Source organism: Acidisphaera sp. L21, from assembly GCF_009765685.1.
In the GTDB taxonomy this organism is placed as follows: Bacteria; Pseudomonadota; Alphaproteobacteria; order Acetobacterales; family Acetobacteraceae; genus LMUY01.
In genome coordinates this window covers 81,995-103,020 of sequence record NZ_LMUY01000145.1, presented here as the reverse complement: position 1 = coordinate 103,020, position 21,026 = coordinate 81,995, and the positions used below count along the sequence as shown (strand labels likewise).

Annotated in this window: 17 protein-coding genes and 1 pseudogene; 10 read left to right on the top strand and 8 right to left on the bottom strand. The window is 62.5% G+C overall.

Going from position 1 to position 21,026, the window contains the following annotated elements; genetic code table 11:
* The first annotated feature begins 70 nt into the window (after nt 1-70).
* From arsC to arsH, 3 genes and pseudogenes are all read left to right on the top strand, one after another.
* On the top strand, nt 71-496 hold the full coding sequence (arsC, locus tag GSQ76_RS26995; RefSeq protein ID WP_158747168.1) for an arsenate reductase (glutaredoxin): 426 nt from the start codon (nt 71-73) through the stop codon (nt 494-496).
* Between the two features lie 42 nt (nt 497-538).
* Entirely contained in the window at nt 539-1,852 is a 1,314-nt protein-coding gene (locus tag GSQ76_RS26990) for an arsenic transporter (protein WP_158747167.1), read from the top strand.
* 5 nt (nt 1,853-1,857) lie between these two features.
* A pseudogene (gene arsH, locus GSQ76_RS26985) lies at nt 1,858-2,556 on the top strand (arsenical resistance protein ArsH).
* Nucleotides 2,557-2,661: 105 nt separating this feature from the next.
* Here the strand turns inward: arsH and GSQ76_RS26980 are convergent.
* Nucleotides 2,662-3,807, bottom strand: a complete 1,146-nt coding sequence (locus GSQ76_RS26980) for a PHB depolymerase family esterase (RefSeq protein ID WP_158747166.1) — start codon at nt 3,805-3,807, stop codon at nt 2,662-2,664.
* A 111-nt stretch (nt 3,808-3,918) separates the two neighbouring features.
* Nucleotides 3,919-4,482, bottom strand: a complete 564-nt coding sequence (locus tag GSQ76_RS26975; RefSeq protein ID WP_158747165.1) for a CopG family transcriptional regulator — start codon at nt 4,480-4,482, stop codon at nt 3,919-3,921.
* 529 nt (nt 4,483-5,011) lie between these two features.
* Between GSQ76_RS26975 and GSQ76_RS26970 the strand changes: the two genes are divergently transcribed.
* The 3 genes from GSQ76_RS26970 to GSQ76_RS26960 all read left to right on the top strand — a co-directional run bounded on the left by GSQ76_RS26970 (nt 5,012) and on the right by GSQ76_RS26960 (nt 6,807).
* Entirely contained in the window at nt 5,012-5,236 is a 225-nt protein-coding gene (locus GSQ76_RS26970) for a hypothetical protein (protein ID WP_158747164.1), read from the top strand.
* A 150-nt stretch (nt 5,237-5,386) separates the two neighbouring features.
* The gene (locus GSQ76_RS26965; RefSeq protein WP_158747163.1) at nt 5,387-6,463 is read left to right on the top strand and encodes a glycosyltransferase family 2 protein; all 1,077 of its coding nucleotides are present in this window, start codon (nt 5,387-5,389) and stop codon (nt 6,461-6,463) included.
* Nucleotides 6,464-6,528: 65 nt separating this feature from the next.
* Entirely contained in the window at nt 6,529-6,807 is a 279-nt protein-coding gene (locus GSQ76_RS26960) for a DUF2934 domain-containing protein (RefSeq protein ID WP_158747162.1), read from the top strand.
* Here GSQ76_RS26960 and GSQ76_RS26955 read toward each other — a convergent pair.
* Entirely contained in the window at nt 6,804-9,344 is a 2,541-nt protein-coding gene (locus GSQ76_RS26955; protein ID WP_256367031.1) for an HWE histidine kinase domain-containing protein, read from the bottom strand. The genes GSQ76_RS26960 and GSQ76_RS26955 overlap by 4 nt on opposite strands.
* A gap of 5 nt (nt 9,345-9,349) precedes the next feature.
* On the bottom strand, nt 9,350-9,859 hold the full coding sequence (locus tag GSQ76_RS32215; protein ID WP_158747161.1) for a biliverdin-producing heme oxygenase: 510 nt from the start codon (nt 9,857-9,859) through the stop codon (nt 9,350-9,352).
* Nucleotides 9,860-10,125: 266 nt separating this feature from the next.
* Between GSQ76_RS32215 and GSQ76_RS26945 the strand changes: the two genes are divergently transcribed.
* Nucleotides 10,126-10,773: a Crp/Fnr family transcriptional regulator gene (locus GSQ76_RS26945; protein ID WP_216851318.1), complete on the top strand. Its 648-nt coding sequence runs from the start codon at nt 10,126-10,128 to the stop codon at nt 10,771-10,773.
* Between the two features lie 94 nt (nt 10,774-10,867).
* Here the strand turns inward: GSQ76_RS26945 and GSQ76_RS26940 are convergent, their stop codons facing one another.
* Nucleotides 10,868-12,937 (bottom strand): ATP-binding protein, encoded by a 2,070-nt coding sequence (locus GSQ76_RS26940; protein WP_254070654.1) that lies wholly within the window; start codon nt 12,935-12,937, stop codon nt 10,868-10,870.
* Between the two features lie 149 nt (nt 12,938-13,086).
* Between GSQ76_RS26940 and ligD the strand changes: the two genes are divergently transcribed.
* Nucleotides 13,087-15,810, top strand: a complete 2,724-nt coding sequence (ligD, locus tag GSQ76_RS26935; RefSeq protein ID WP_158747159.1) for a DNA ligase D — start codon at nt 13,087-13,089, stop codon at nt 15,808-15,810.
* Between the two features lie 27 nt (nt 15,811-15,837).
* Nucleotides 15,838-16,053 carry a hypothetical protein gene (locus tag GSQ76_RS26930; protein WP_158747158.1) on the top strand — a complete coding sequence of 72 codons (216 nt, stop codon included), beginning with the start codon at nt 15,838-15,840 and terminating at the stop codon, nt 16,051-16,053.
* 309 nt (nt 16,054-16,362) lie between these two features.
* Here the strand turns inward: GSQ76_RS26930 and GSQ76_RS26925 are convergent, their stop codons facing one another.
* The 3 genes from GSQ76_RS26925 to GSQ76_RS26915 all read right to left on the bottom strand — a co-directional run bounded on the left by GSQ76_RS26925 (nt 16,363) and on the right by GSQ76_RS26915 (nt 19,097).
* Nucleotides 16,363-17,034 (bottom strand): alpha/beta family hydrolase, encoded by a 672-nt coding sequence (locus GSQ76_RS26925; RefSeq protein WP_158747157.1) that lies wholly within the window; start codon nt 17,032-17,034, stop codon nt 16,363-16,365.
* A 1,166-nt stretch (nt 17,035-18,200) separates the two neighbouring features.
* Nucleotides 18,201-18,413 (bottom strand): hypothetical protein, encoded by a 213-nt coding sequence (locus GSQ76_RS26920; protein ID WP_158747156.1) that lies wholly within the window; start codon nt 18,411-18,413, stop codon nt 18,201-18,203.
* A 240-nt stretch (nt 18,414-18,653) separates the two neighbouring features.
* Complete coding sequence (locus tag GSQ76_RS26915; RefSeq protein ID WP_216851317.1) at nt 18,654-19,097, bottom strand: MAPEG family protein; 444 nt, start codon at nt 19,095-19,097, stop codon at nt 18,654-18,656.
* A gap of 678 nt (nt 19,098-19,775) precedes the next feature.
* Between GSQ76_RS26915 and GSQ76_RS26910 the strand changes: the two genes are divergently transcribed.
* The gene (locus GSQ76_RS26910) at nt 19,776-20,075 is read left to right on the top strand and encodes a hypothetical protein (RefSeq protein ID WP_158747155.1); all 300 of its coding nucleotides are present in this window, start codon (nt 19,776-19,778) and stop codon (nt 20,073-20,075) included.
* Nucleotides 20,076-21,026 lie beyond the last annotated feature (951 nt).

Sequence of the window (21,026 nt, the reverse complement as noted above, 5' to 3'; positions counted from 1 at the left end):
TAACCGCTATTCCGGACGCCAAACCCATTGATCCCCGGGGCGCGGTGATGACTCCCGCGAAAGCAATGCAATGACCGACGTCGTCATCGACCACAACCCCGAGTGCGGCACGTCGCGGAACACGCTGGCGATGATCCGCAACGCGGGCATTGAGCCGCGCGCCGTGGAATACCTCAAGACGCCGCCTGCTCGCGCCTTGCTGGTTCAACTCATCGCCCGCGCCGGGCTGACGCCGCGCACCATTATGCGTCAAAAGGGCACGCCCTACGCCGAGCTCGGCCTGGGCAATCCGAACCTGACGGACGACCAACTGCTCGACGCGATGATGGTGAACCCCATCCTCATCAACCGTCCGCTGGTCGTATCGCCACTCGGCGTGAGGCTGTGCCGTCCCTCCGAAGTGGTGCTGGAGATCCTGCCGCAAGCGCAACGCGGTGCCTTCACCAAGGAAGACGGCGAAGTTGTCGTCGACGCGGACGGTCGCCGCGCCACCTGACGCGCGCCGACTAGCGGCCCCATCGTCCGATGGATTCCAGCAATGCTCGCGCTCGCGATCTTCGTCGCCACCCTCATCTTCGTCATCTGGCAGCCGCGTGGTCTCGGCATCGGCTGGAGCGCCATGGCCGGTGCCGTCGTCGCACTGTTGACCGGCGTCATCGGTTGGGGCGACGTGCCGGTCGTCTGGCACATCGTATGGGACGCGACCTTCACCTTCATCGGCCTGATCGTGATTTCGCTGCTGCTCGATGAGGCCGGGTTCTTTCAGTGGGCCGCGTTGCACGTCGCGCGCTGGGGTGGAGGGAATGGACGGCTGCTCTTCCCGATGATCGTGCTGCTGGGCGCGGCCATCGCCGCCGTCTTCGCCAACGACGGCGCGGCCTTGCTGCTGACACCCATCGTCGTCGCCATACTGGTCCGACTGGAATTCAGTCCGGCGGCCACGCTCGCGTTCATCGTCGCCACCGGCTTCGTCGCCGACACCACCAGTCTGCCGCTCATCATCAGCAACCTGGTCAATATCGTCAGCGCCAACTACTTCGCGGTCTCGTTCGACCGCTACGCCGCCGTCATGGTGCCGGTTGACATCGTGGCACTCTTGGCGACTTTGGGCGTGTTGTGGGCCTTCTACCGGCGACAGGTTCCCGCAACCTACCCGACGGCGCGACTGGAGACGCCGGGCACCGCCATTCGCGATCGTGCCGTCTTTCGCGCGGCGTTCCCGCTGCTGGGGGTGCTGCTGGTAGCCTACTTCGTCTTGGTGCCGCTGGGTGTGCCGGTATCGGCGGTAACAGGCGCTGGAGCGCTCTTGTTGCTGGCGCTCGCCGGACGCTGGCACCAGGGCGGGCGCGACGCCGTGGTGTCGGTCGGCAAGGTGCTTCGCGGTGCCCCGTGGCAAATCGTGGTCTTTTCGCTGGGCATGTATCTTGTGGTCTACGGTTTGCGAAATGCCGGGCTGACCGATCACCTGGCGACCGCCTTGGTTTGGCTCGCCGGTTACGGTCCTTGGGCGGCGACGATCAGCACCGGCTTCGGCGCGGCGATCCTGTCGTCCATCATGAACAATATGCCCGGCGTGCTGGTCGGCGCGCTGTCCATCGAAGGCGCGCACGGCATTCCGGCTGCGACACGCGAAGCCATGATTTACGCCAACGTCATCGGCTGCGACCTTGGACCCAAGTTCACCCCCATCGGATCGCTTGCCACGCTGCTATGGCTACATGTGCTCTCCACCAAGGGAATCCGAATTTCGTGGGGCCAATACATGCGTGTCGGGTTGGCCATCACGCCGCTGGTGCTTTTGGTCGTGCTCGCCGCGCTGGCGTTGTGGCTCCCCATACTCGGACCGGCTTGAGGACGATGACCATGACCGACGCGATGCCCGCCCTGCGCGCCGACCTGCTGCATGCACCCGACCCGGCCAAGCTGGAGCCGGTCGAGCGGATGACGCACCCGCCGCGAATCCTGTTGCTTTACGGTTCGCTGCGCGAACGCTCCTACAGCCGCCTGCTGGCGAGGAAGTCGAGCGGCTGTTGCAAGCGATGGGGGCGGAGACCTGCATCTTCGACCCGCGCGAGTTGCCGATTGTGGACAGCGTGCCGAAGGACCATCCCAAGGTGCAGGAACTCCGGGCGCTGTCGCTGTGGTCGGAGGGCCAAGTCTGGTGCAGCCCGGAGCGGCACGGCGCGGTGACGGCCGTATTCAAGAACCAAATCGATTGGCTACCTTTGGAGGAAGGCTCGGTGCGTCCAACCCAGGGGCGGACGCTGGCGGTGATGCAGGTGTCCGGCGGATCGCAATCGTTCAATGCGGTGAACACGCTCCGCCTGCTCGGGCGTTGGATGCGGATGTTCACGATTCCAAACCAGTCCAGCGTGCAAGGCCTACGAGCAGTTCGACGAGGCCGGGAGGATGCTGCCAGGCGCGAACTACGACAGGGTCGTAGACGTGATGGAGGAGTTGCTGCGGTTCACGCTATTGACGCGCGACAGGACGGACTACCTGGTGAACCGCTACAGCGAGCGTGTAGCGGCGTTCAAGCTACCGGCGGCAATGTAGATTTGGTGCGGGCGCTTGCCGCCCGCACCAAAATCATCAAGGCCAAGTTAGACGGCTATCTCAGCCCAGGGATCGCTCGCGAGGATACCCAAGCCGTTGCTCTCATTAGTGGGTCGGTGGCACCTTCGGATGTTCGAGGAAGAAGCGCATCATCTCGGCGGTGGCGTCCGGGCCACGTGGGTCGGTATAGCTTCCAGTCGCCGAACCTCCTGCCCAGGCATGCGGCGCGCCATGGATCGTCCATTGCTCCACGACCGCACGACCGGCAGCGTCCTCGTGCACCAGCCGGGTGTAGCCGTGACCGCCGGAAACGGCTCCGTTCTCCGACGACGCCGTCAGCACCGCGCCGCCGATCGCCTGGGCGACCACGCAATCGGCGTTGCGGACGTTCACCGTCGTATCCTTGTCTCCGTGGAACACGATAGCCGGGACGGTGGCGCGACGCCCGTTCCCGGATCTGCCGGGCGCGCCTTGGCGCATGGCGGCGAAAGCCGACGGCATGTCGTGAGCCGCGCCGCCCGCCAGGCCGGAATGGACGCCGATGGCGGCATAGAGGTCCGGGTAGGCCTCGCCCATGATCGCCGCCATGGCGCCGCCAGCCGACAGCCCGGCGACATAGACGCGCGAGGGATCGACTGCGTGCCCGGCCAGGATCTCGCGGGTGATGCCTGCAATGATGCTGGGTTCGCCCGCATCGCGGAGCTGGTCACCATCCACGAACCAGTTCCAGCACTTCTGCATGTTGTGGGCGTCGGTCTGCTCGGGATACGCCACCAGGAAGTTGCCCGCCTCGGCGGCCTCGTTCATGCGGGTTCCGGCCGCAAAATCGCCCGGCGACTGGGTGCAGCCGTGCAACATTATCACCAACGACGCAGGCAAGTCCGCACTGTGGCCGCTTGGGACGTAGAGCATGTAACGGCGCGAACCCGTGGGTCCGGCGTAGGTCACCCATTCGGAACGCGAACCCTCCGGCGCTGACACGTTGCCCGAAGGCGACGCGGTGCGCGCCTTGGGCCGCACTAGATCCTTCAGGGACACTTTGCCCAGGAAGCCGGGCCGGGAAGCGGGCGCATTTGGTTCGTCCACGTGCTCCGCCGTGCCTTCGATGGTCATGCCAACTTCGCGCGATGTCGAGGCCGAGGCGGTGGCATTGCCGCCCAGCATCCGCTGGATTGCCGCTGTGGCCTCCATCAGGCGACCGGCTCCGGTCAGGCGAGTGGCTCCGCGCATGGCGTTGGGAGACATATTCATTGGCTCAATCCTCTTTGGAGACCCCGTCGGGCGTCTCCGTTCGGAACCGGCAACCGGCTTCCGTTTCGCGCCCTCGGCTCCCTCATGGGCCACCTCGGGGTCGTGGGCATTTCAGCGTGTTCGGGCGGCGAGCGCCTTGCGGATCTCCGGGCGCGCCTGCATCGCGCCCAACAGCTGGATGGACGCAATAGTCTCGGTGGCCAAGGTGACGTCGACGTCGTCGGCAATGGTCAACAAGCCTAGAACCTTCAAGTCCAACCGCTCGCCCGCATTCCGGACCGCCTCCAGGGTCTCACGGTCCAGAGTGCGCAGGCCGAGGTCCAGACTGCGCCGCACCACCGACTGGCGTACCATCTCGGCGTGTTTGTCGAGTTGGTTGCGGATGGCGGTGCGGATTAGCTCGTCGCGGCTGGCGTAGATGCCTTCGGACACGAGCAAGTCGATGTGGCCAAGGTCCACGTAAGGCACGTTGACCAACAGCTTCTCCCCGAGATCTGGTTTCCGCTTGCGCGCCTGAGGCGGATAAGTCGACGCGGCGACATCCTCCACACTGGTCCCCCACCGCTTACGGGCTGCGACCTGGGCGATTTCCTTTCGGCGCTCCGAACTCAGCGCTTCGGCTCTGGCCCGGCCGCCGACGGCCCTCCCAACCGTCCCCTCATCGTAGTCGCCCATGGACCTCTCCTTGTCACAGTAAAGCATATGCTTACAAATATAACTCTTGCAAGCATGGTGCTTACAAGATAACGTTAGCCAAGAGATAGCTTATGCCGCGGTTTCCCGCAGGCTTTCTCACGCGCATCAAACGTTGCGCCCATAAAAGCGGCACGTTCCAAGGTGCGGAGTTGTCCTCAGACCTGGCAGCCTTCCAATCGCGAGGCATATTAGAAGCGTTGAAGCGCCTCGCCGCCTAGGCGGTTGCTTCGTTGTTCGAGGTTGGCCTTGTGGGATCCGGAGCTTCTTCCCTAACCGACGGTGCAGGTCGCGCCGCGACTTGCGTGGTTTCCTCGGTGGCCGGTGGAGCCTCCAGACCTGCCGGAAGTTTCGTAGGCGATCCGAGCGGCTATCTACTCGACAGCCTGTTTCGCCCGACGACGCCTTCGTCGAACCAGAACTCGACAGACTCCAAGGCGGAGGCAGGCCGCATTCTGGCGACTGCCACCACGGGAGTTACCAGCCAACCTGACCACGATTACCTGGTCAGATGGTTGCCGCCCGGACAGGTTTGTCGGCGGCGGATGCCAGCAAGCGGGTCGACGACGTGATGTGCAAGGAGAGGCAAGCAATCGACAAGGCCAAGCAAGCGGCGGATGCCGCGCGCAAGGCGGCATTGACCCTGGCGCTCTACACTGGCTTCTCCATGCTGGTCGGCGCGTTCATCGCGGCAGTAGCCGGTACGTTAGGCGGCCGTCACCGCGACACCTACTGATCGACGACGCTGCGGCATCCGTTCGGTGTCGCGGCACCTGCCGGGCGCATCCTCCATCGTTCACGATTGCGCTGGATGGCGCCCGGTCGGGCACCGCGGTGAACCCTGGGCGTTGCGCACCAGCGAAACATGTCTCCCGGAGAATCCAGCTTGCCCGTTGTCGTCGCGATCCCGGCCAGGAACGAAGAAGCACACATACGCGCCTGCCTGGAAGCCTTGGATGGCCAAGTCGCCGCGACGGTCGACCATATCGTCCTCCTCGCAAACAATTGCACCGATGCCACCGCCTCCATCGCCGCGGCGGTAACGCTGCACTCCGGCGCGACGCTGCACGTCCTGGAAAAGACGTTGCCGCCGCACATCGCGAATGCCGGGGCGGCTCGCAGACGCGTCATGGAGGCTGGCCTGAGGCTAGCAGGACCAGACGGCATCCTCATCGCCACTGACGCGGATGGTCAGGTCGACGCCGATTGGCTGGCCTCCACTCTCGCCGCGATGGCCCGCGGCGCCGAGGTCGTGGCGGGCTGGGTGGACCTTCACCCACTGGACTGGGGGCGCATCCCGATGCGACTTCACGAGGACGACGCTCGCGAGTGCGCCTACGACGCGCTTTGCGACGAAATCCACGCTCGACTGGACCCTGACCTCCACGATCCGTGGCCACGTCATACCCAGCACTCCGGCGCCAGCATCGCAGTGACGGTCGAAGCATACCTACGGTGCGGGGGCATCCCGGACGTCGCCTCGGGCGAGGATCGGGCCTTGATTGAGGCGCTTAGGCTAGTGGACGCTCGCATCCGGCACGATCCGGCGGTGCACGTCAGCGTCTCCGGTCGCATCGAAGGCCGGGCCGAGGGCGGCATGGCGGAGACGATCCGGCGACGGATGGTCCAACCGGATGAATATGTGGACGACCGGCTGGAGCCTGCCGAGATCTGCGCACTCCGCGCTCGATGCCGCGCAACCGCACGTCGAGCTTACGAACGGCCGGACCGCGACGTGGGTTTGCTTGTGGGCCTACTGTCGCAGCCAGTGGAAGCCGTCCAGCGGGCGCTGAACCTTCCCCATTTCGGCCTGGCATGGAAGGCGTTGGAAGATTCGTCGCCGAGCCTGCAACGAATCCGGGTGCCGGTGTCACGACTGGGGGCCGAAACCGTCAGCGCCGAGGCGATTTTGCGTCCGATACGGGCTGCCGACGCACTTGTCGAGGCCCGATGGGTAGCTTAGCTTTTTGCAGGCGATCTTGCCTTGACACCGTCGAGCCGAAGCGTCGATTCAAAGAGGAGTCGAAAATGACCCAACCGGATGCCGTCAAGTCTCACCTCACCGAGCAGAGCGACCTCGACGACGCTCTGGACGATACGTTTCCCGCCAGCGATTCACCCTCCCAGACGGATCCCACTCACGGGGTTGTCGCCGGACACGCCGAGCCAACCGAGGACGCTGTTCGTCAGCGTGCTTACGAAATATGGCAACGTGAGGGTTCAACCCATGGAAGCCATGATGAACATTGGGAGCAGGCGCAGCGCGAACTAGAAGCCGATGCGAGAGGTACGCTAGCCTCTGGCTAAGTTTGGACGCGCATTCTTGCGGCGTCGATCTGCGCCGCAAGGACGGCCCCGTTGACGGGTTTGCGGACAACCGGCACGTCACGGAAACGCTCCGGAATCATTACGTTATCACCGTAGCCCGTCGAATAAACGACTGGCACACGCCGCCGGAGCAATAGGTCGGCAACCGCCTCAGATGTCTCGCCGCCGAGATTGAAGTCCAATACCGCCACGTCCGGTTTGGAAGCCTGGATGACGCGATGCGCTTCCTCCACACTGGGGGCGAGGTAGACCTCGGCCGCACCGAGCCGACGCAGCGTCTCCTCTATGTCCAATGCGATGAGCGCCTGGTCCTCGACGACCAGGACCGACAGCCCCAATAGATTCGAAGCCGTGCCGGGGGTCGAACTTGTCGTTTCCACGCTCGGTTCGGCCGCGCTGACGTGTTTGGCGGGTATGGCCAGGCGGGCGCGGAAGCCAGTTGGCGGGTAAGCGATCTCGACGGAGCCGCCGAGATCATACGCGATGGTGCTTCGGACGAGTTTGGAGCCGAAACCCTCCCGTGTGGGTGTCACCAGAGGCGGGCCGCCGGACTCCTCCCAAACAATTTCGCAGTCACCCGCTTCATTCAGGCACCAGACGATGACGAGCTTGCCCTCGGGCACCGACAAGGCGCCGTACTTCGCGGCGTTGGTCATCAACTCATGTATGGCCAGTGCCAACACGCCGAACGTGCGATCGTCTAACTTCAGTCCGGGTCCCGACACCGCCACGCGGTCGGGCGTCTCGCCGTAGCGATGCAAGCTGGCCTCGGCTTCGACCAGCGTCCCCAAATCGCCGCCGTTACCGCCTGTCAGGGATTGGTCGTGCGCGTAGGCCAGGGCACGAAGTCTTCCCTCCAGGGACGTCGAGTAGTCGGCAACGCTCGTCGCGTGCGCCCCCGTTTGGAGAGCGATGGATTTGACCAAGGCGATGATGTTCTTGACGCGATGGTTAAGTTCGTCGTTCAGCACGCGGCGGCGCTTTTCGGCACGCGCACGCTCTTCAGCGGTGATTTCGTTGTGTCGCAGCACGACGTCACGAAGATAGGTGCGAATGGCCTCGGCCACGGCCACTTCGGCATCCGTCAATGGTTTGGATCGGCTGCGAACGTCTTCGCGCCACGTCTCGAAGCTACCCCGTGGCGACAGGCGTTCGCCGTCCAAGGTGGCCACCCTGCGCTTGACCGGCTCACCGGCCCATTCGACCTGATGGGCTTCCTCCGAGCGGAATAGCAGCAGGTAATCGCGCGGCGCCACGGAGAGTGGTATCGCCACCGCACCGGCCACCGACGTCCCGTAACCGTCATCTGGGAAAAGGCTGCGGAGTTCCTGCGTGTACCAAACCGAGTTGTTGGCTTCGGATAGAATAAACGGCGTCAACTTGGCGGCCGCCTCCGGTGACGGAGTGTTGCCGACCGCCGTCCATTCACCGTCGACCCAGAGCGCCGCACCGTCGCATTCGATGAGCGATGCGAACTCAGATAAATGTTCGCGTAGGCTGGCTGGAAGGGAACCATCCTTGCCGAGTCCACCGACGATCTTGTCCAAACGTTCGCGCGCCGCGGTGGCGGCGACGATTTGGGCGCGTCGCTCCGCGACGGAGACCTGCAGCGAAAAATACTGCCCGAACAGTTCGGAACCTACACGCAAAGGCGCCGGAACGACCTTGGGGCTGTCGTGATGGCAGGAGACCAGCCCCCATAGCTCCCCGTCGACGACAATGGAGATCGACATGGACGCGTGCACGCCCATGTTCATCAGATACTCGCAATGGATGGGGGAGACGCTGCGAAGTTGGGAGAACGACATGTCCACCGGCGTTTGGCCCGGCTCCAGCGGTGGCGTCAGCGGGACGGGCGCGTAAGTGACGTCCCCAATCATCCGGATGGTATTGAGAAGATAGAGCCTGCGAGCTTGATAGGGAATGTCGGAGGCGGGAAAGTGCTGGCCGAGAAAGCTGTTCAAATCGGCGCGCTTGGCTCCGGCCACCACGCGTCCGGCTCCGTTGTGGAGGAACCTATACACCATAACCCGGTCGTAGCCGAGCAAGGCGCGGATTAGCTTGGCGCCGGACTTGACGATGCCGTCGACGTCCGTTTCCAACCCGATGCGGCGGATCAACGCCTGCGTGGTGTCCAACGCGCTCTCACCGCTAGTGGAACCCGTTGCCGACCGTTCGAACTCGACGAACGCGTATTCCTTGTGGCGGTGCACGATGGCATCGAACAAGGGGCCGTGGTCCGGCAGGCAGATGCCCAGCAAGACACCGGCAATCTGCGAGCCACCGGCCCGTGCGGCGGCGTTGCGGAGGTCGTGGGCTGCAGCCTCCCCGACGACTGCGGCCAAATCCGTCCCCGGTTCCACTGTCAAGCAGCCGGTCACGGCGGCAGCATTCGCGGACGCGTAAACCACCTGGAAGGTGGACGGGTCCAAGACGAGCATCGCACCGTGAGGTTGGATGCTGCCGGGAATGTGGATCGGCTCGCGATCGCAATTCGTTAGGTCGACCTTCTCCATCATCGTCATACCACCGGCGCGAGAAAGCGCGCGAAGCAGTCGAAGGTGGCTCGTGCTTCCTGCACGCAATCGTCTTCTTCTTCGCCGGTAAGGGAGATCTCCTCCAGGAGATCGACGAATTCGGGCCACGCGCGCGGATTGTCGGTCTGGTGGGCAAGATGACGCGCACCGAAACGCGGCCCGAGGCCGAAACCGGCAACGCGTCTGGCAATGACCTTCGCACCCAACGCAGAGCCTTCCAACACGTAAAGCGTTCCAAGCATGGCTCCCGCGCTCATGGGGAGCACGAATTCTCTCGCGACGCAGGTGGGAATGGGAACCGAGAGGTCTGCCAAATCTTCCTCAATCAAGCGCGCCAGGCGCCGGTATTGCCAAATGGGATAGAGGATTTCTACGTGGTTTTGATCCAATCGAGCTTCGATCAAACTGCGGAAGGCATGTGATGCGGATAAATAGATTTGGTAACCCCGCATGGTCGACGACATGCCGAGTTCGTCCGACAGACCGTCCAGCATACGGTGCGAGGACGCCGTTTCGAGCCGAAGGCGCCTCCTGCGTCCCATGGTAGACGTGCGATCAAGCACCAATTCAGCCTTTCCAAAGCGTTCTGTTCACGAGTAACATATGCGATGGAGGTTTGTCGGTCCACTTGTGGACATTCGTCAGGATTTTTTCAACGGGAGCCTGTGAACCGATGGCATCGCCGACTCAAGAAGAGCTACTCGGAAACGCACTGTTGGGTACGCTTCGGGAAGAAGATAGAGGTAGGCTCGCACCTCATATGCTAGTCCTCGACATGAAGCCGCACGATGTTATTCAGCGTGCGGGCGATGATGTTCTCGATACTTGGTTTCCTTGTGCCTCGGCTATGGCTTCTTTTTGCGTTACCACGAACCCAGGTGGACACGGGATTGAGGTTGCAGTCGTGGGTCGCGAAGGCGCGGTCGGCGGGATTGTGTCCAACGGAAATCTACCATCGTTCTCGACGGCACTGGTCCGCAGTGGCGGACGTTTTCTACGCATCAAGACTTCGGCGCTTGAGCACGCCAAATTAGACTCGATCCACCTACGGCATTGGTTCGCCCGCTACTCGGACTGCCTATTGGCCCAGGTCTACCAAACTGCCGCCTGCAACGCCACTCACACGATCACCCAGCGGACGGCGAAATGGCTACTTGCAACGGTTCGGCGCACCGAGGGTTCGGAATTCGACATGACGCAGGAGCAACTCGCCGACTTGCTCGGGGTAGGTCGCACGTTCGTGACCAGAACCATAAAGACGCTCCGCGAGCGGCGTATGGTCGCAACGCGGCGTGGCAAGTTCCAGGTGCTGGACGAGGCAGCGTTACGCGATCTTACGTGCGGATGCACGGCGGCTATCGAGGACCATTTCGACAAGGTGCTGCACGGCATCTATCCCGCGGAATGACGGCAACACTGCAAAAGGCGATAAAGAATCCTTTGCATTCCGCTACTTTACGGCGTCGAAAAAGCAAAGAATCCTTTGCATCTGCGTCTCGCCGCTATTCGGCAGCTTCTCCCACCAGTGCTCTGATTCGGCTCGCCAGCGTTTCCATGGCGAACGGCTTGGTCAGCACGTGCATGCCCGGCGCCAGATGCCCATGGTTGAGCACCGCGTTTTCCGCGAAGCCGGTGATGTAGAGCACCGGCAAGCCAGGACGGAGCGCGCGGGCACTCTCGGCCACTTGGCGGCCGTTCAGCCCGCCGGGCAGGCCGACATCAGTTAGCAGCAGGTCCAGGTGGGCGTCAGACTGAAGCACCTTCAACGCCGAGGCCCCATCCTCGGCTTCGAGCGCGGCAAGGCCCATCTCTTCCAAGACGTCCACGACCAGCATCCGCACCGTGGCCTCGTCATCGACGACCAGGATGGTTTTGCCGGACACGGAGACGATCGGCTCCGGGATTGCAGGCTCCGGGCTTTCGGCGTCTTCCAGATTACGGGGCAGGTAGAGGCAGACCATGGTGCCCTGGCCCACCTCGGAATAGATCCTCACTTGCCCGCCGAATTGCCTGACGAAACCGTGCACCATCGACAATCCCAGGCCGGTTCCCAAGCCTTCTGGCTTCGTAGTGAAGAACGGGTCGTAAGCCCTCTCGACGACTTCGCGCGACATGCCAGTGCCGTTGTCGCTGACGCAGACCGAGACGTATTGGCCAGGCGGTAGGTCGCGGTCGCGGCCGGTGCGCTCGTCCAACCACCGATTTGCCGTTTCAATCGTCAACTTTCCTCCGTTCGGCATGGCATCGCGTGCGTTGATGCTCAGGTTGAGAACGGCATTCTCCAGTTGGTGCGGATCGACCAATACCGGCCATGCCCCCGCAGCGCCGATGAACTCGACCTCCACCTGCGGTCCCACGGCTCGCCGGATCAACTCCTCTATGCCGGGCAGCAGTCGGTTCGGGTCGACGGGCTTGGGATCCAGCGTTTGGCGGCGGGAGAACGCCAGCAGGCGATGGGTCAACGCTGCGGCGCGCCGAACGGAGGCCTGTGCGGCGCTCAGGTAGCGGTCGACGTCGGCGAATCGGCCCTGCGCCGCCCGCGTTTGCATCAGTTCCAGACTTCCGCCGATGCCGGTCAGCAGGTTGTTGAAGTCATGCGCCAGCCCGCCGGTGAGTTGACCCACCGCTTCCATCTTCTGAGCCTGGCGAAGCTGGCTTTCGACCGACTCCAAAGCCGTCGTTCTCTGCGCCACGCGTTCTTCCAAGGTGTCGTTGAGCCGTCGGACCGCCAAGTCGGCCGCGTGGCGTTGCATCTCCAAGCGGTCCAGGGTGCGTCCATCGTGGAGGATGCGCAGCACGAGTGGGATCATCGTGGCTGCCACCACGACAGCGATTGCGAATCCTGCACCGAATACATCGCTGCGGATCCCGAGGAGAGCCAAGTAGCCGACCACAAAGGGATACAATGTGGCTGTGACAAGTTGCCGACGGATCGCCGTTCCGCCAGGCATTCCCGAAGCGACTAGCCCGGCCCACCCAGCCTCCGGTTCCGCCAACAAGCAGGCTAGGAACATGACGAACAATCCGGCCGCGGTGTGCAGCGCCATGGTCCGGTAGACCGCTACTGCGTAGAGATCATCGACGCCATAAACGTAACCGAGCAGTGCGACGGCGGTCAGCAGCATGCCCGAGGCGGCGCACCAAGCCAGCCAGCGGTCTGCTCGGCGATCGCCCGCCGACAGCAGTGCTCCGCCCAGCAGGAGGATGGCCGTGGCGGTTGCGGGAGAGGTCCGCCCGGGCGGACCTCCATTGGGCGGGGCGAACCGAGCTTCCAGCGCCGGGTTGAGCAGGTCCTTACCAAAGGCAATGTGATTGACCAACACGACGACAGCGATGATCGGCAAAGCTGCAGCCAAGATTTGCGCTGCCCGATGTTGTTCCGCCTGACGCGCCGCAAGGGAGCAGCCCGCAACCAGCAGCGAGATCGCGGTGAGCGGTGCCATGGCGGCCAAGCCGGGACGGACCGTTATCATGCTCTGGCTACCCAATGCCCAACCGGTTAGCACCAGCAACCCGAGCAGCATGGCAGCGAAACTCGCGAAACGGGCGAAGGCGCGGAATGCCGCGACCACATGGGAGCGAACGTGTCTGGCATTGCGTGACTACTGATCGGTGACTGACTAATTACTCGGCGGAAAGTCTCAAAGCGTGAGAACGTCTAAAGTTTTCGCACTTGCTTCCCGCGCCGGGTGAGTGTGGCCGATCGGCAACAAGTCCTGGAATGAAGACTGTCTCTGGAACCTTCAGGGTGCTTTTTCGTTTGTGTTCAATGGCCTCCAAGCCGACAGGACGCGATAGGTCGTTGGCGAGCTACCACGCCAAGCGCGACTTCGCCATCACGGCCGAACCGGCTCCTATCGAGGCAACCGAAACTTCCGACGCGCCCATGTTCGTGGTCCAAAAGCATGCCGCCCACCGGGCCGGGTTGCACTGGGATTTCCGCCTCCAACACAACGGCGTTCTATGGAGTTGGGCCGTTCGCGAAGGTCCGTCCCTTGATCCCGCTGACCGCCGCATTGCCGTCCACGTCGAGGATCACCCGATCGACTACGCCGACTTCCAAGGCACGATCCCGACCGGGCAGTATGGCGGAGGGACCGTTGAGACTTGGGACCGCGGCACCTGGACCGCGCTGGAGGATCCCGAAAAGGGGATGGAGAAAGGCAGTTTACGCTTCGAACTGTCAGGTCAGCGGCTTCATGGCCGCTTCACGCTCGCACGGCTCCGGCGCGACCCGAAGAAGCAAGAGGCGTGGTACCTGATCAAGGGCCATGACGAGTATGCCCGCGAAGGCGTGCATGCGCTCGACATTGAGCATGAGACTCCGTTCACGGTGAAGCTGGGGAAACCGACAAAGCTCGCCAAAGCGAAATCTACGGCGCCAGCCAGAGGCGCAGTTCGCCGAGCACTGCCGGAAGCGCAAGCACCGCAACTATGCTCGCTAACCGAAGATCCGCCCGACGGAGCGCTGTGGCTCAGCGAAATCAAGTTCGATGGCTACCGGATCTTGGCCGCCATCGAAGACGGCAAGGTGCGCCTGCTGACCAGGAATGGGCATGATTGGGCGAGCCGCATGCCTAGCATCGCCGCCAGCTTTAGGACCCTCCCGATAAAGTCGGGGATGCTGGACGGCGAATTGGTGTCCTTGGGCGCCGACGGCGTGTCCAGTTTTCCTGGCCTTCAGGCCGCGTTGAAGACCGGCCGCGATGACACGTTAACCTTCTTCGCATTCGACCTGCTGCACCTCGACGGCTGGGATCTGCGCGGGTGCGAACTGCTGGAGCGCAAGCGGGTGCTCGCCGGTCTTACGGAATGGAAGGGCGCTCTTCGCTACAGCGATCATCACGTCGGTCAGACCCACGAGATGCGTCGGGGCGCGTGCCGGATGAAGCTGGAAGGCATCATCTGCAAGAAGGCGGACAGCCTCTACCGCGCGGGTCGGGGTGGCGATTGGCTCAAAGTGAAATGTTCTGGGCGCGAGGAATTTGTCGTCCTGGGATGGACGGCGCCTGGAGGCAGCCGCGTCGGCATCGGAGCGCTCCAGGTTGGATACCGAGACCCGGCGGGAAACCTCCAATACGCTGGCGCAGTCGGCACCGGCTTCGACCACAAGGAGTTGATGGCGTTCCACACCCGCTTCCAAGCTATGGCGGTTTCCGACCTGCCGGACCTGCAGGTGGCTGGTGACCCAGTCGACCCGACGACGACGTGGATCCGTCCCGAAATCGTCGTGGAGGTGCAATACACTGCCTGGTCCGGCGCCGGGCGGGTCAGGCATTCGGTGTATCTGGGCGTCCGAGAGGACAAGGCGGCCAAGGAGGTGGTGCGGGATCTGGCGGATCCGGAAGCACCGCGCACCCTATTTCGCCCGACACGGGCGGCGCGTGGCACCACTGCTCGTAAGGGCTGGCACGGCGCAGTTCCCCCCTTGCGCCAGCCGCCGGAGGATTCGCCGCCGGTCACGAGTGGACCTCTGCGTTCGGGATCCATCGTGCATGCACGCCCGCCGCAGAAATCTTCTTTTTCGGTAGCTGGAGTCCAGATCACCCATCCCGACCGAGAGCTATGGCCCGGGATCACCAAACGGGCGCTGGCGGAATACTGGCAGTCCGTCGCAGACATTGCCTTGCCCGGCATCGCGCACCGTCCGCTGTCCATCCTGCGGTGCCCGGAAGGCATTGATCAGTCCAAGGAGCGCTTTTTCCAGAAGAACGGCCACGGCAACCTACCGGGTTCAATCCGCGAAGGCATGTCGTCGAAGCAACCGTTCCTGGCGATCGATGACATCGAAGGCGTGCTGTCGCTGACCCAAATGTCGGCCATCGAACTGCATCCATGGGGCGCACCGGAAGCGGATTCGACCCGGCCGGACTGGATCGTGTTCGACCTCGATCCGGGAGAAGGGGTGGCTTGGCCCGAAGTCGTCAAAGCCGCCCACGATACACGCGACCGGCTCGGGCGTATTGGTCTGGAGTCGTTCTGCCGCACCACCGGCGGAAAGGGATTGCACGTCGTCGTTCCGCTGGCGCCGGATGCCGACTGGTCGGTCGTGAAGCCGTTCTGCAAGGCTTTTGCGGAACTGATGGCCGCCGAGGAGCCGACGCGGTTCCTGGCTCACCTCAAGATCGCCGACCGTAAAGGCCGAATTCTCGTTGATTGGTTGCGAAACGGTCTCGGTGCCACCGCCGTCGGAAGCTTCTCGCCGCGAGCGCGTCCAGGTGCCACCGTGGCCACTCCGATAGCCTGGCAGGCAGTCACGGCCAGGCTCGATCCCAAAAGCTTCACCGTGCTCACCGTTCCGGCCCGTCTCTCCTCGCTCAAGTCCGACCCTTGGGAGGGCTTCGCTGCGACGTCTCAACGCTTGCCCAGCATACCGTCCGCCGCACCTGCCAACGCGCGGAAAAGCACCATCGTCCGCGCATTCAAGCCCAAGCCTCGGCGTTGAAACGCCGTCTCGAATAGGGAAGTCGAAATGCTTCAACCAGGATTGAACGGACGTCACCGCGATCTGAACGGCGAGGTTAGCCGTAAACACGGCAACACGTTGCTGTCGACGCTCCGTCAGCACTACGGACACGAATTCGCACTGGGCCTGCCCGGCGAAACCAAATTGAGCGAGGTCTTGCACAAGCTCGACGAATTCAGCCTCACGAAGCTGGTCCACGACCTACATGGCCAGACGTCCTAGGCCAAGCCTGGGCGGCTAAAGCCGTGATAGTCAGATGCCGCCCGTTTTCAGTATCGGAACACGGCACGGCTTGGAGGGGTGATAGTTCCCCAGCAGGTCCATCTCGGCCCACACCTCCTCGCTCTCTCCCCCGCGTCGAAGTAGCGTTGTAGCCTCGCGGCCAATGCAGCCGCCGACCAGTTCCGAAGGTCGGAGCGAGTGCAATTGTAGATCACGGTGTAGCTGTCCGGGTGAGATGAAGATGGCCTTTCCGTCCTACGGCTTGCGAGCGGCGAGGCTCGATGACCTCGGCCACCCCGTCGCTCCATCTCAAGCACTGGCCACAATCTGGATCCACGCTCGGAATGCGTCCCGCATCTCCATCATGGCCTCCGAGTCGGTGCGCCCGGACCGGGCTAGGCCGTGGAATGAATTATCCGCGCCGTCGATGATCTTCAGGGACGCAAGCGAACCCAGATGCGGGACGGTGGTTTCAATCAGCCCCAAATCGGCCACCGTGTCGCGTGTCCCCTGTAGGAACAGCATAGGAATTGTCATTTCCGACAGATGTTCCGCGCGAGTGGCCGACGGTTTGCACGCCGGATGAAGCGGGAAACCCGCGAACGCCTGCCCCATTACGCCAGGCAACGCCTCGGCGGCTTGAGCCTGCGACGTCATGCGACCGCCAAACGATTTGCCTCCTGCGACAAGTGGCACCGAGGGAAGTTGCCGCCTAGCTTCGGCAACGGCAGCCCGCACGGCAGCGTGGGCAATTTGAGGAGAGTCTGGATGCTTGGACCCGTTTTCGATGAACGGGAACCAGTAGCGGAGGGTAGCTACTCCCCGTGCCGACAAGCCATCGGCGAATGCAGCCATGAAGGAGTGGGTCATTCCCGCTCCGGCACCGTGCGCCATGACGTAGCAGGCAACAGGGTCGGATGGTGACGTCAAGAGAGCCGACACCTCTTGCGTGTCCGACACGAGGATTTTCAGCGGCGTCACGGCAGATCGTCCAGGAACGTTTCACTGTGAGTGTCTGCACGCCCCCAGCATGCGGTCGCACGCACCATGAGTCACCCGACGCTGGCCATCCTACCCTGCCACTTTGCGTCCTCCATCCCGAAGCAAGGATGCCGGGCTAAACCGTCGGGGGCGGCTGCGTTCAACGCGGCCGTCCCCGCCTGGGTAAGGTGTATGCGCCCACCGGAACCTCGGCCTCGCTGGCGGTGGCTATCAATCGTGAATGCCAGGTTCCAGTTTAGTGATATTTCCTTGGTGTTTCCCCAATAGGATTGAGGCAGTTCCAGCAATAATCCTTTACGTCCGGGTAGGACCTTCGGCCTGCTCTCGAAAATGCCGGGCATCCAGAATGGGCGATTGCCAGTAGCGCCCGCTCCCCTCCGTCCCATCTCCCTAGTTCGAACGCGAGGTGAATGCATGCCGACGATCTGGATAACCGGTGGCCACGCGGGTTGGGCTTGTTGCCGCCCAAACGCTGGCGAGCCGGTTCGGATGCGGGCTGATATCGACTGGCGGCAGCCCGGTGCGTTTGCAAGCCGCGGCACAACTGTGGCGCGGCGGCATGGCAATCTAGCCGGTTTCTGGCTTCGATCTTCCCTTGCCTTACTATTCCAAGATTCCGGTCTAATCGCTCAGCGATTCCATTGTGTTACGAGACATTATCACTACGGAAAACGCCCCTTCCACTACAAACGAAAAGTCATCCACAGGGACATTCCAATGAATTTAGTATGGCGCCCCCGCCTGACGGCAAATCCTGGTATTGGCCGAGTGGGGGTGTGGGCGCGAGCATCGTTCGATGCCGGTGCATTTAGCCGCCATGAAGGGAATCCGGATCCTGGCGCCGAACGAGGCTGACGTGGGCAATTACAGCCCTCCACGGACTAAGACGCTTTTGCTCCAGGGGATCGCAAATGGATGACCTAAATCAAATCCTTCGATGGATAACGGGGAGAGCGTATCTCCAGGCGTATGTCGCCCTCCTCAGGGGCCGGGCAGCGTCCCCGGGCCGCCCGGACCTGATCGAACTATCGCGAAGGCTGTCGGAAGCGGTGCGGTCTCGATGCTTCGATCTTGGCTCATCCAAAGCCACCGAGATGTCGTTGGAACTGCACCAGACGACGGCGCTGTTGGAGCTTGCCGTCTGCCTAGGCGGACAAGGTGGCGACGCGGTTGGCGAACCCGGCAGCCCGTCGCTGGGGCAAACGCGGCCTCTTCCCCAGTGCGAAGTAGGCGAGCGCGTGACGGATCCCATCGAGCCGACCCAAATCAAGCACGTCGTCGACGAAGTTTGGAACGGTGACCGGCTGGAACAGCGATACAATTACCTCGACTATCGCTTCGAACGGGATGGCGTCCATTGCCGCGCTCGGTCGTATGCGGACGATTTCGGGGAGGTCACTTTGTTCGGCCCCTTTCACGGACCGGATGGCACTCGCACGACGAGCGATCCCTCCCTGGAGCGGGACGTCCGCGCGTACTTTTCAAGGCGCTTCCTCAAGGTGTCTCGGAGGTAGCGCCGGTCACCCGCCGGTGGATGGCAGCTTTCGATGCCGCTCGCGTTCCGCGCCCGGTCCGTATGCGGAAATCCATCGCTCCCTCTACGCGGAGATCATCAAGACGAGCAGGTGAGCGAGTAGCCCGGCTACCGCGAGAAAGTTGATCATGAAGATTTTTCCCCGCAGCGGGAAGTTCCCCGTTAAGGTTTGCACTGCGGTGTGCACGACGCGGCCCATAACGAACAGCCAGCCGAGCAGCACGTCGATCACCAGGACGGCATGCAACTGCATCAGGATTAGTACGGCGGCGTAGAAGAGCATCGGTAGCTCGAACTGGTCGGCGAGATTGCGAGTGATCCGGGCGATCTCCGAAGGCTCTTCGCGGCCGAACTCGAAGGTGCCCGAAGTGGCCTTGCCCGCACGGATCGCGCTCGTGCGCTCAAGGGTGAGCAACGCGTACAGCGCGAACACCAACGCGGCGTGGGCCATGAAGGGCCAAAGGATTGCCAGGCCGGTGGTGGGAGCGAGCGCGTACATGACGTACATGGGAGTTCCTTACAATCAGGCTAGTCAGAAGCCTCGTAGCACGACCATCGGGCTTCGATGCGCGTCTGGGACAAGCCGTTGCGCCCCACCGAGACGATAGAGAAGCCTTGGTATTCTCGACCGTTCCGGATGGCCTGACGATAAAGAAAACCTTTGCATTTGTCCGGCCTAAAGTTTTCCGTCCGCTGGTCTTCATCATGAGGCCAGCGCGGCCGTAGCCCTCCGTCCCTCCATGCCGCCTCCACCATCTCCCCGGCGCCGGAGGTCAGCAAGAATCCCGATCGGTGATCCCAGAGTAGCCTGGCCTCCGCGGCGGTCAGCCTTTAGGGCGAGCGTTCGAGGCTCAAGGCGCCGTTAAGTCAGTTGGTCATTGCTGGGAGTGGCAGTAGGTAAAAATACACTCGCCGAAGCGCTTGGTAGTATCGGCACGAGTAAGATAGCTTCTTCTTTTATGATGCTGAACCTGCCTCAAGGAAAATGTGATTGGACGCCGTCGATAAGGTCTGAATCTCTAGGTCCATACACTCCGAATCGGAGCCGTCCATCCTGAAAATCATCAACCTAAGCGGTGCCGAGGCTATCCAAATCGTAATCAACATTATCCCGCTAATGCTGCTGTCGCTGATAGTCATCTTCGGGCTTCAGTAACTGGGCGCGGTGGACGGCTTGGTGGCGATCATGACGCCGTCGCTTGATCGAATTAGTATCAACCACATGCTTATCCTGCCAACGCTCACCAAGTATCTGGCAGGAAGCACCGCCCTGGTCGGGTTCCTGAGCGAAATGGCAAAGCAGGGTCACGTCTCTGCTGCTTCCATGAATAGTAGTGTGGGCTTCCTGCTGCACCCGCTCGACGTGCCCGGACTTGCAATTCTAATCTCGCCGGGCATTCAACTTGGCAGGAACTGCCTCCCGGCTATCGCGGGCGCATGCGTCGGCATCGCCTTGAGAAGTGCCGGTTCGGCACTGCTAAGTTGATCGCGGTGTCTCTTCTATAGGTTTCGAATGGAAGGATTGCTCGCCAGCCACCGCGTTCCGCTGCCGTCGGCCAGGATGAAGAATTGCTCCTTGGTCTCGTGGTCCGCACTCATAGAGACGCTCGGCTTTGCCGTTTTGGACCTCGGCAGGTTGAAGGAAGGCGGCCGCATGCAGGAAGGCGGTGGCCTGCTTGCTAGGAGGGATTTGCTCATGCTCGCGAATTGGAGCCTGTGGACGCCAGGCGTCTCTTATAGGAATCGTAGGGCGAGATCGCCGCACTGTGCCGCCGCCGGTTCAATGGTCCGTATGGCAAGCCAGGCAGCTGACACCGTTGACGCGTGTGGCTGGCTTGGCGCGGCGTCCGTTCCGCTGGGGCCGCTGTAGCCGTCAACGCGCTGCACGACAAGACCGTCGATGGTCGCAACGACTACCATGCAGTGCGGCTGGATGGACCCCCGGAATGTGAGTCGCCTCTAGGTCACAGGCAGTCGTGTCGACCTGCCGGGCAGGAGCATGCGTCCTAGGACCAAAGCACTCTGCTGCAGTGTGAGACACGCCGCTGGGACGCGCTAGGATCAACGGAGCCCAGGATTACTCCTGAGCTCCATATGCAGCACCAGGAGCACATTCCCTGTGTGGCGCTGAAGTCCTATAGCACAGGTTTTGCAACCTGCGAGGCTGGCGCTCCGGCGGCTTGCTTGCGCGTGTTTTCTGCAGCTATCTGGCTCGATCGCTTTTGAACGTCGACGATAGCCGGATAGTGCACAACGTAGCTGTTGACCATGAATGCCCGGGTCTTTCATCGAGGAAGACATCTAACCTGCGAAGCTTACGAGAAATCAAACCCGAGTATCAGCATGGAAGCTGGCGGTCTCCCCGCCCAAACTGAGGCGAGACTTTGTTTTGGCTTGAGGCAGCAAGAGCAGCTTGGTTGAGCGTTGCCAAGGCAGG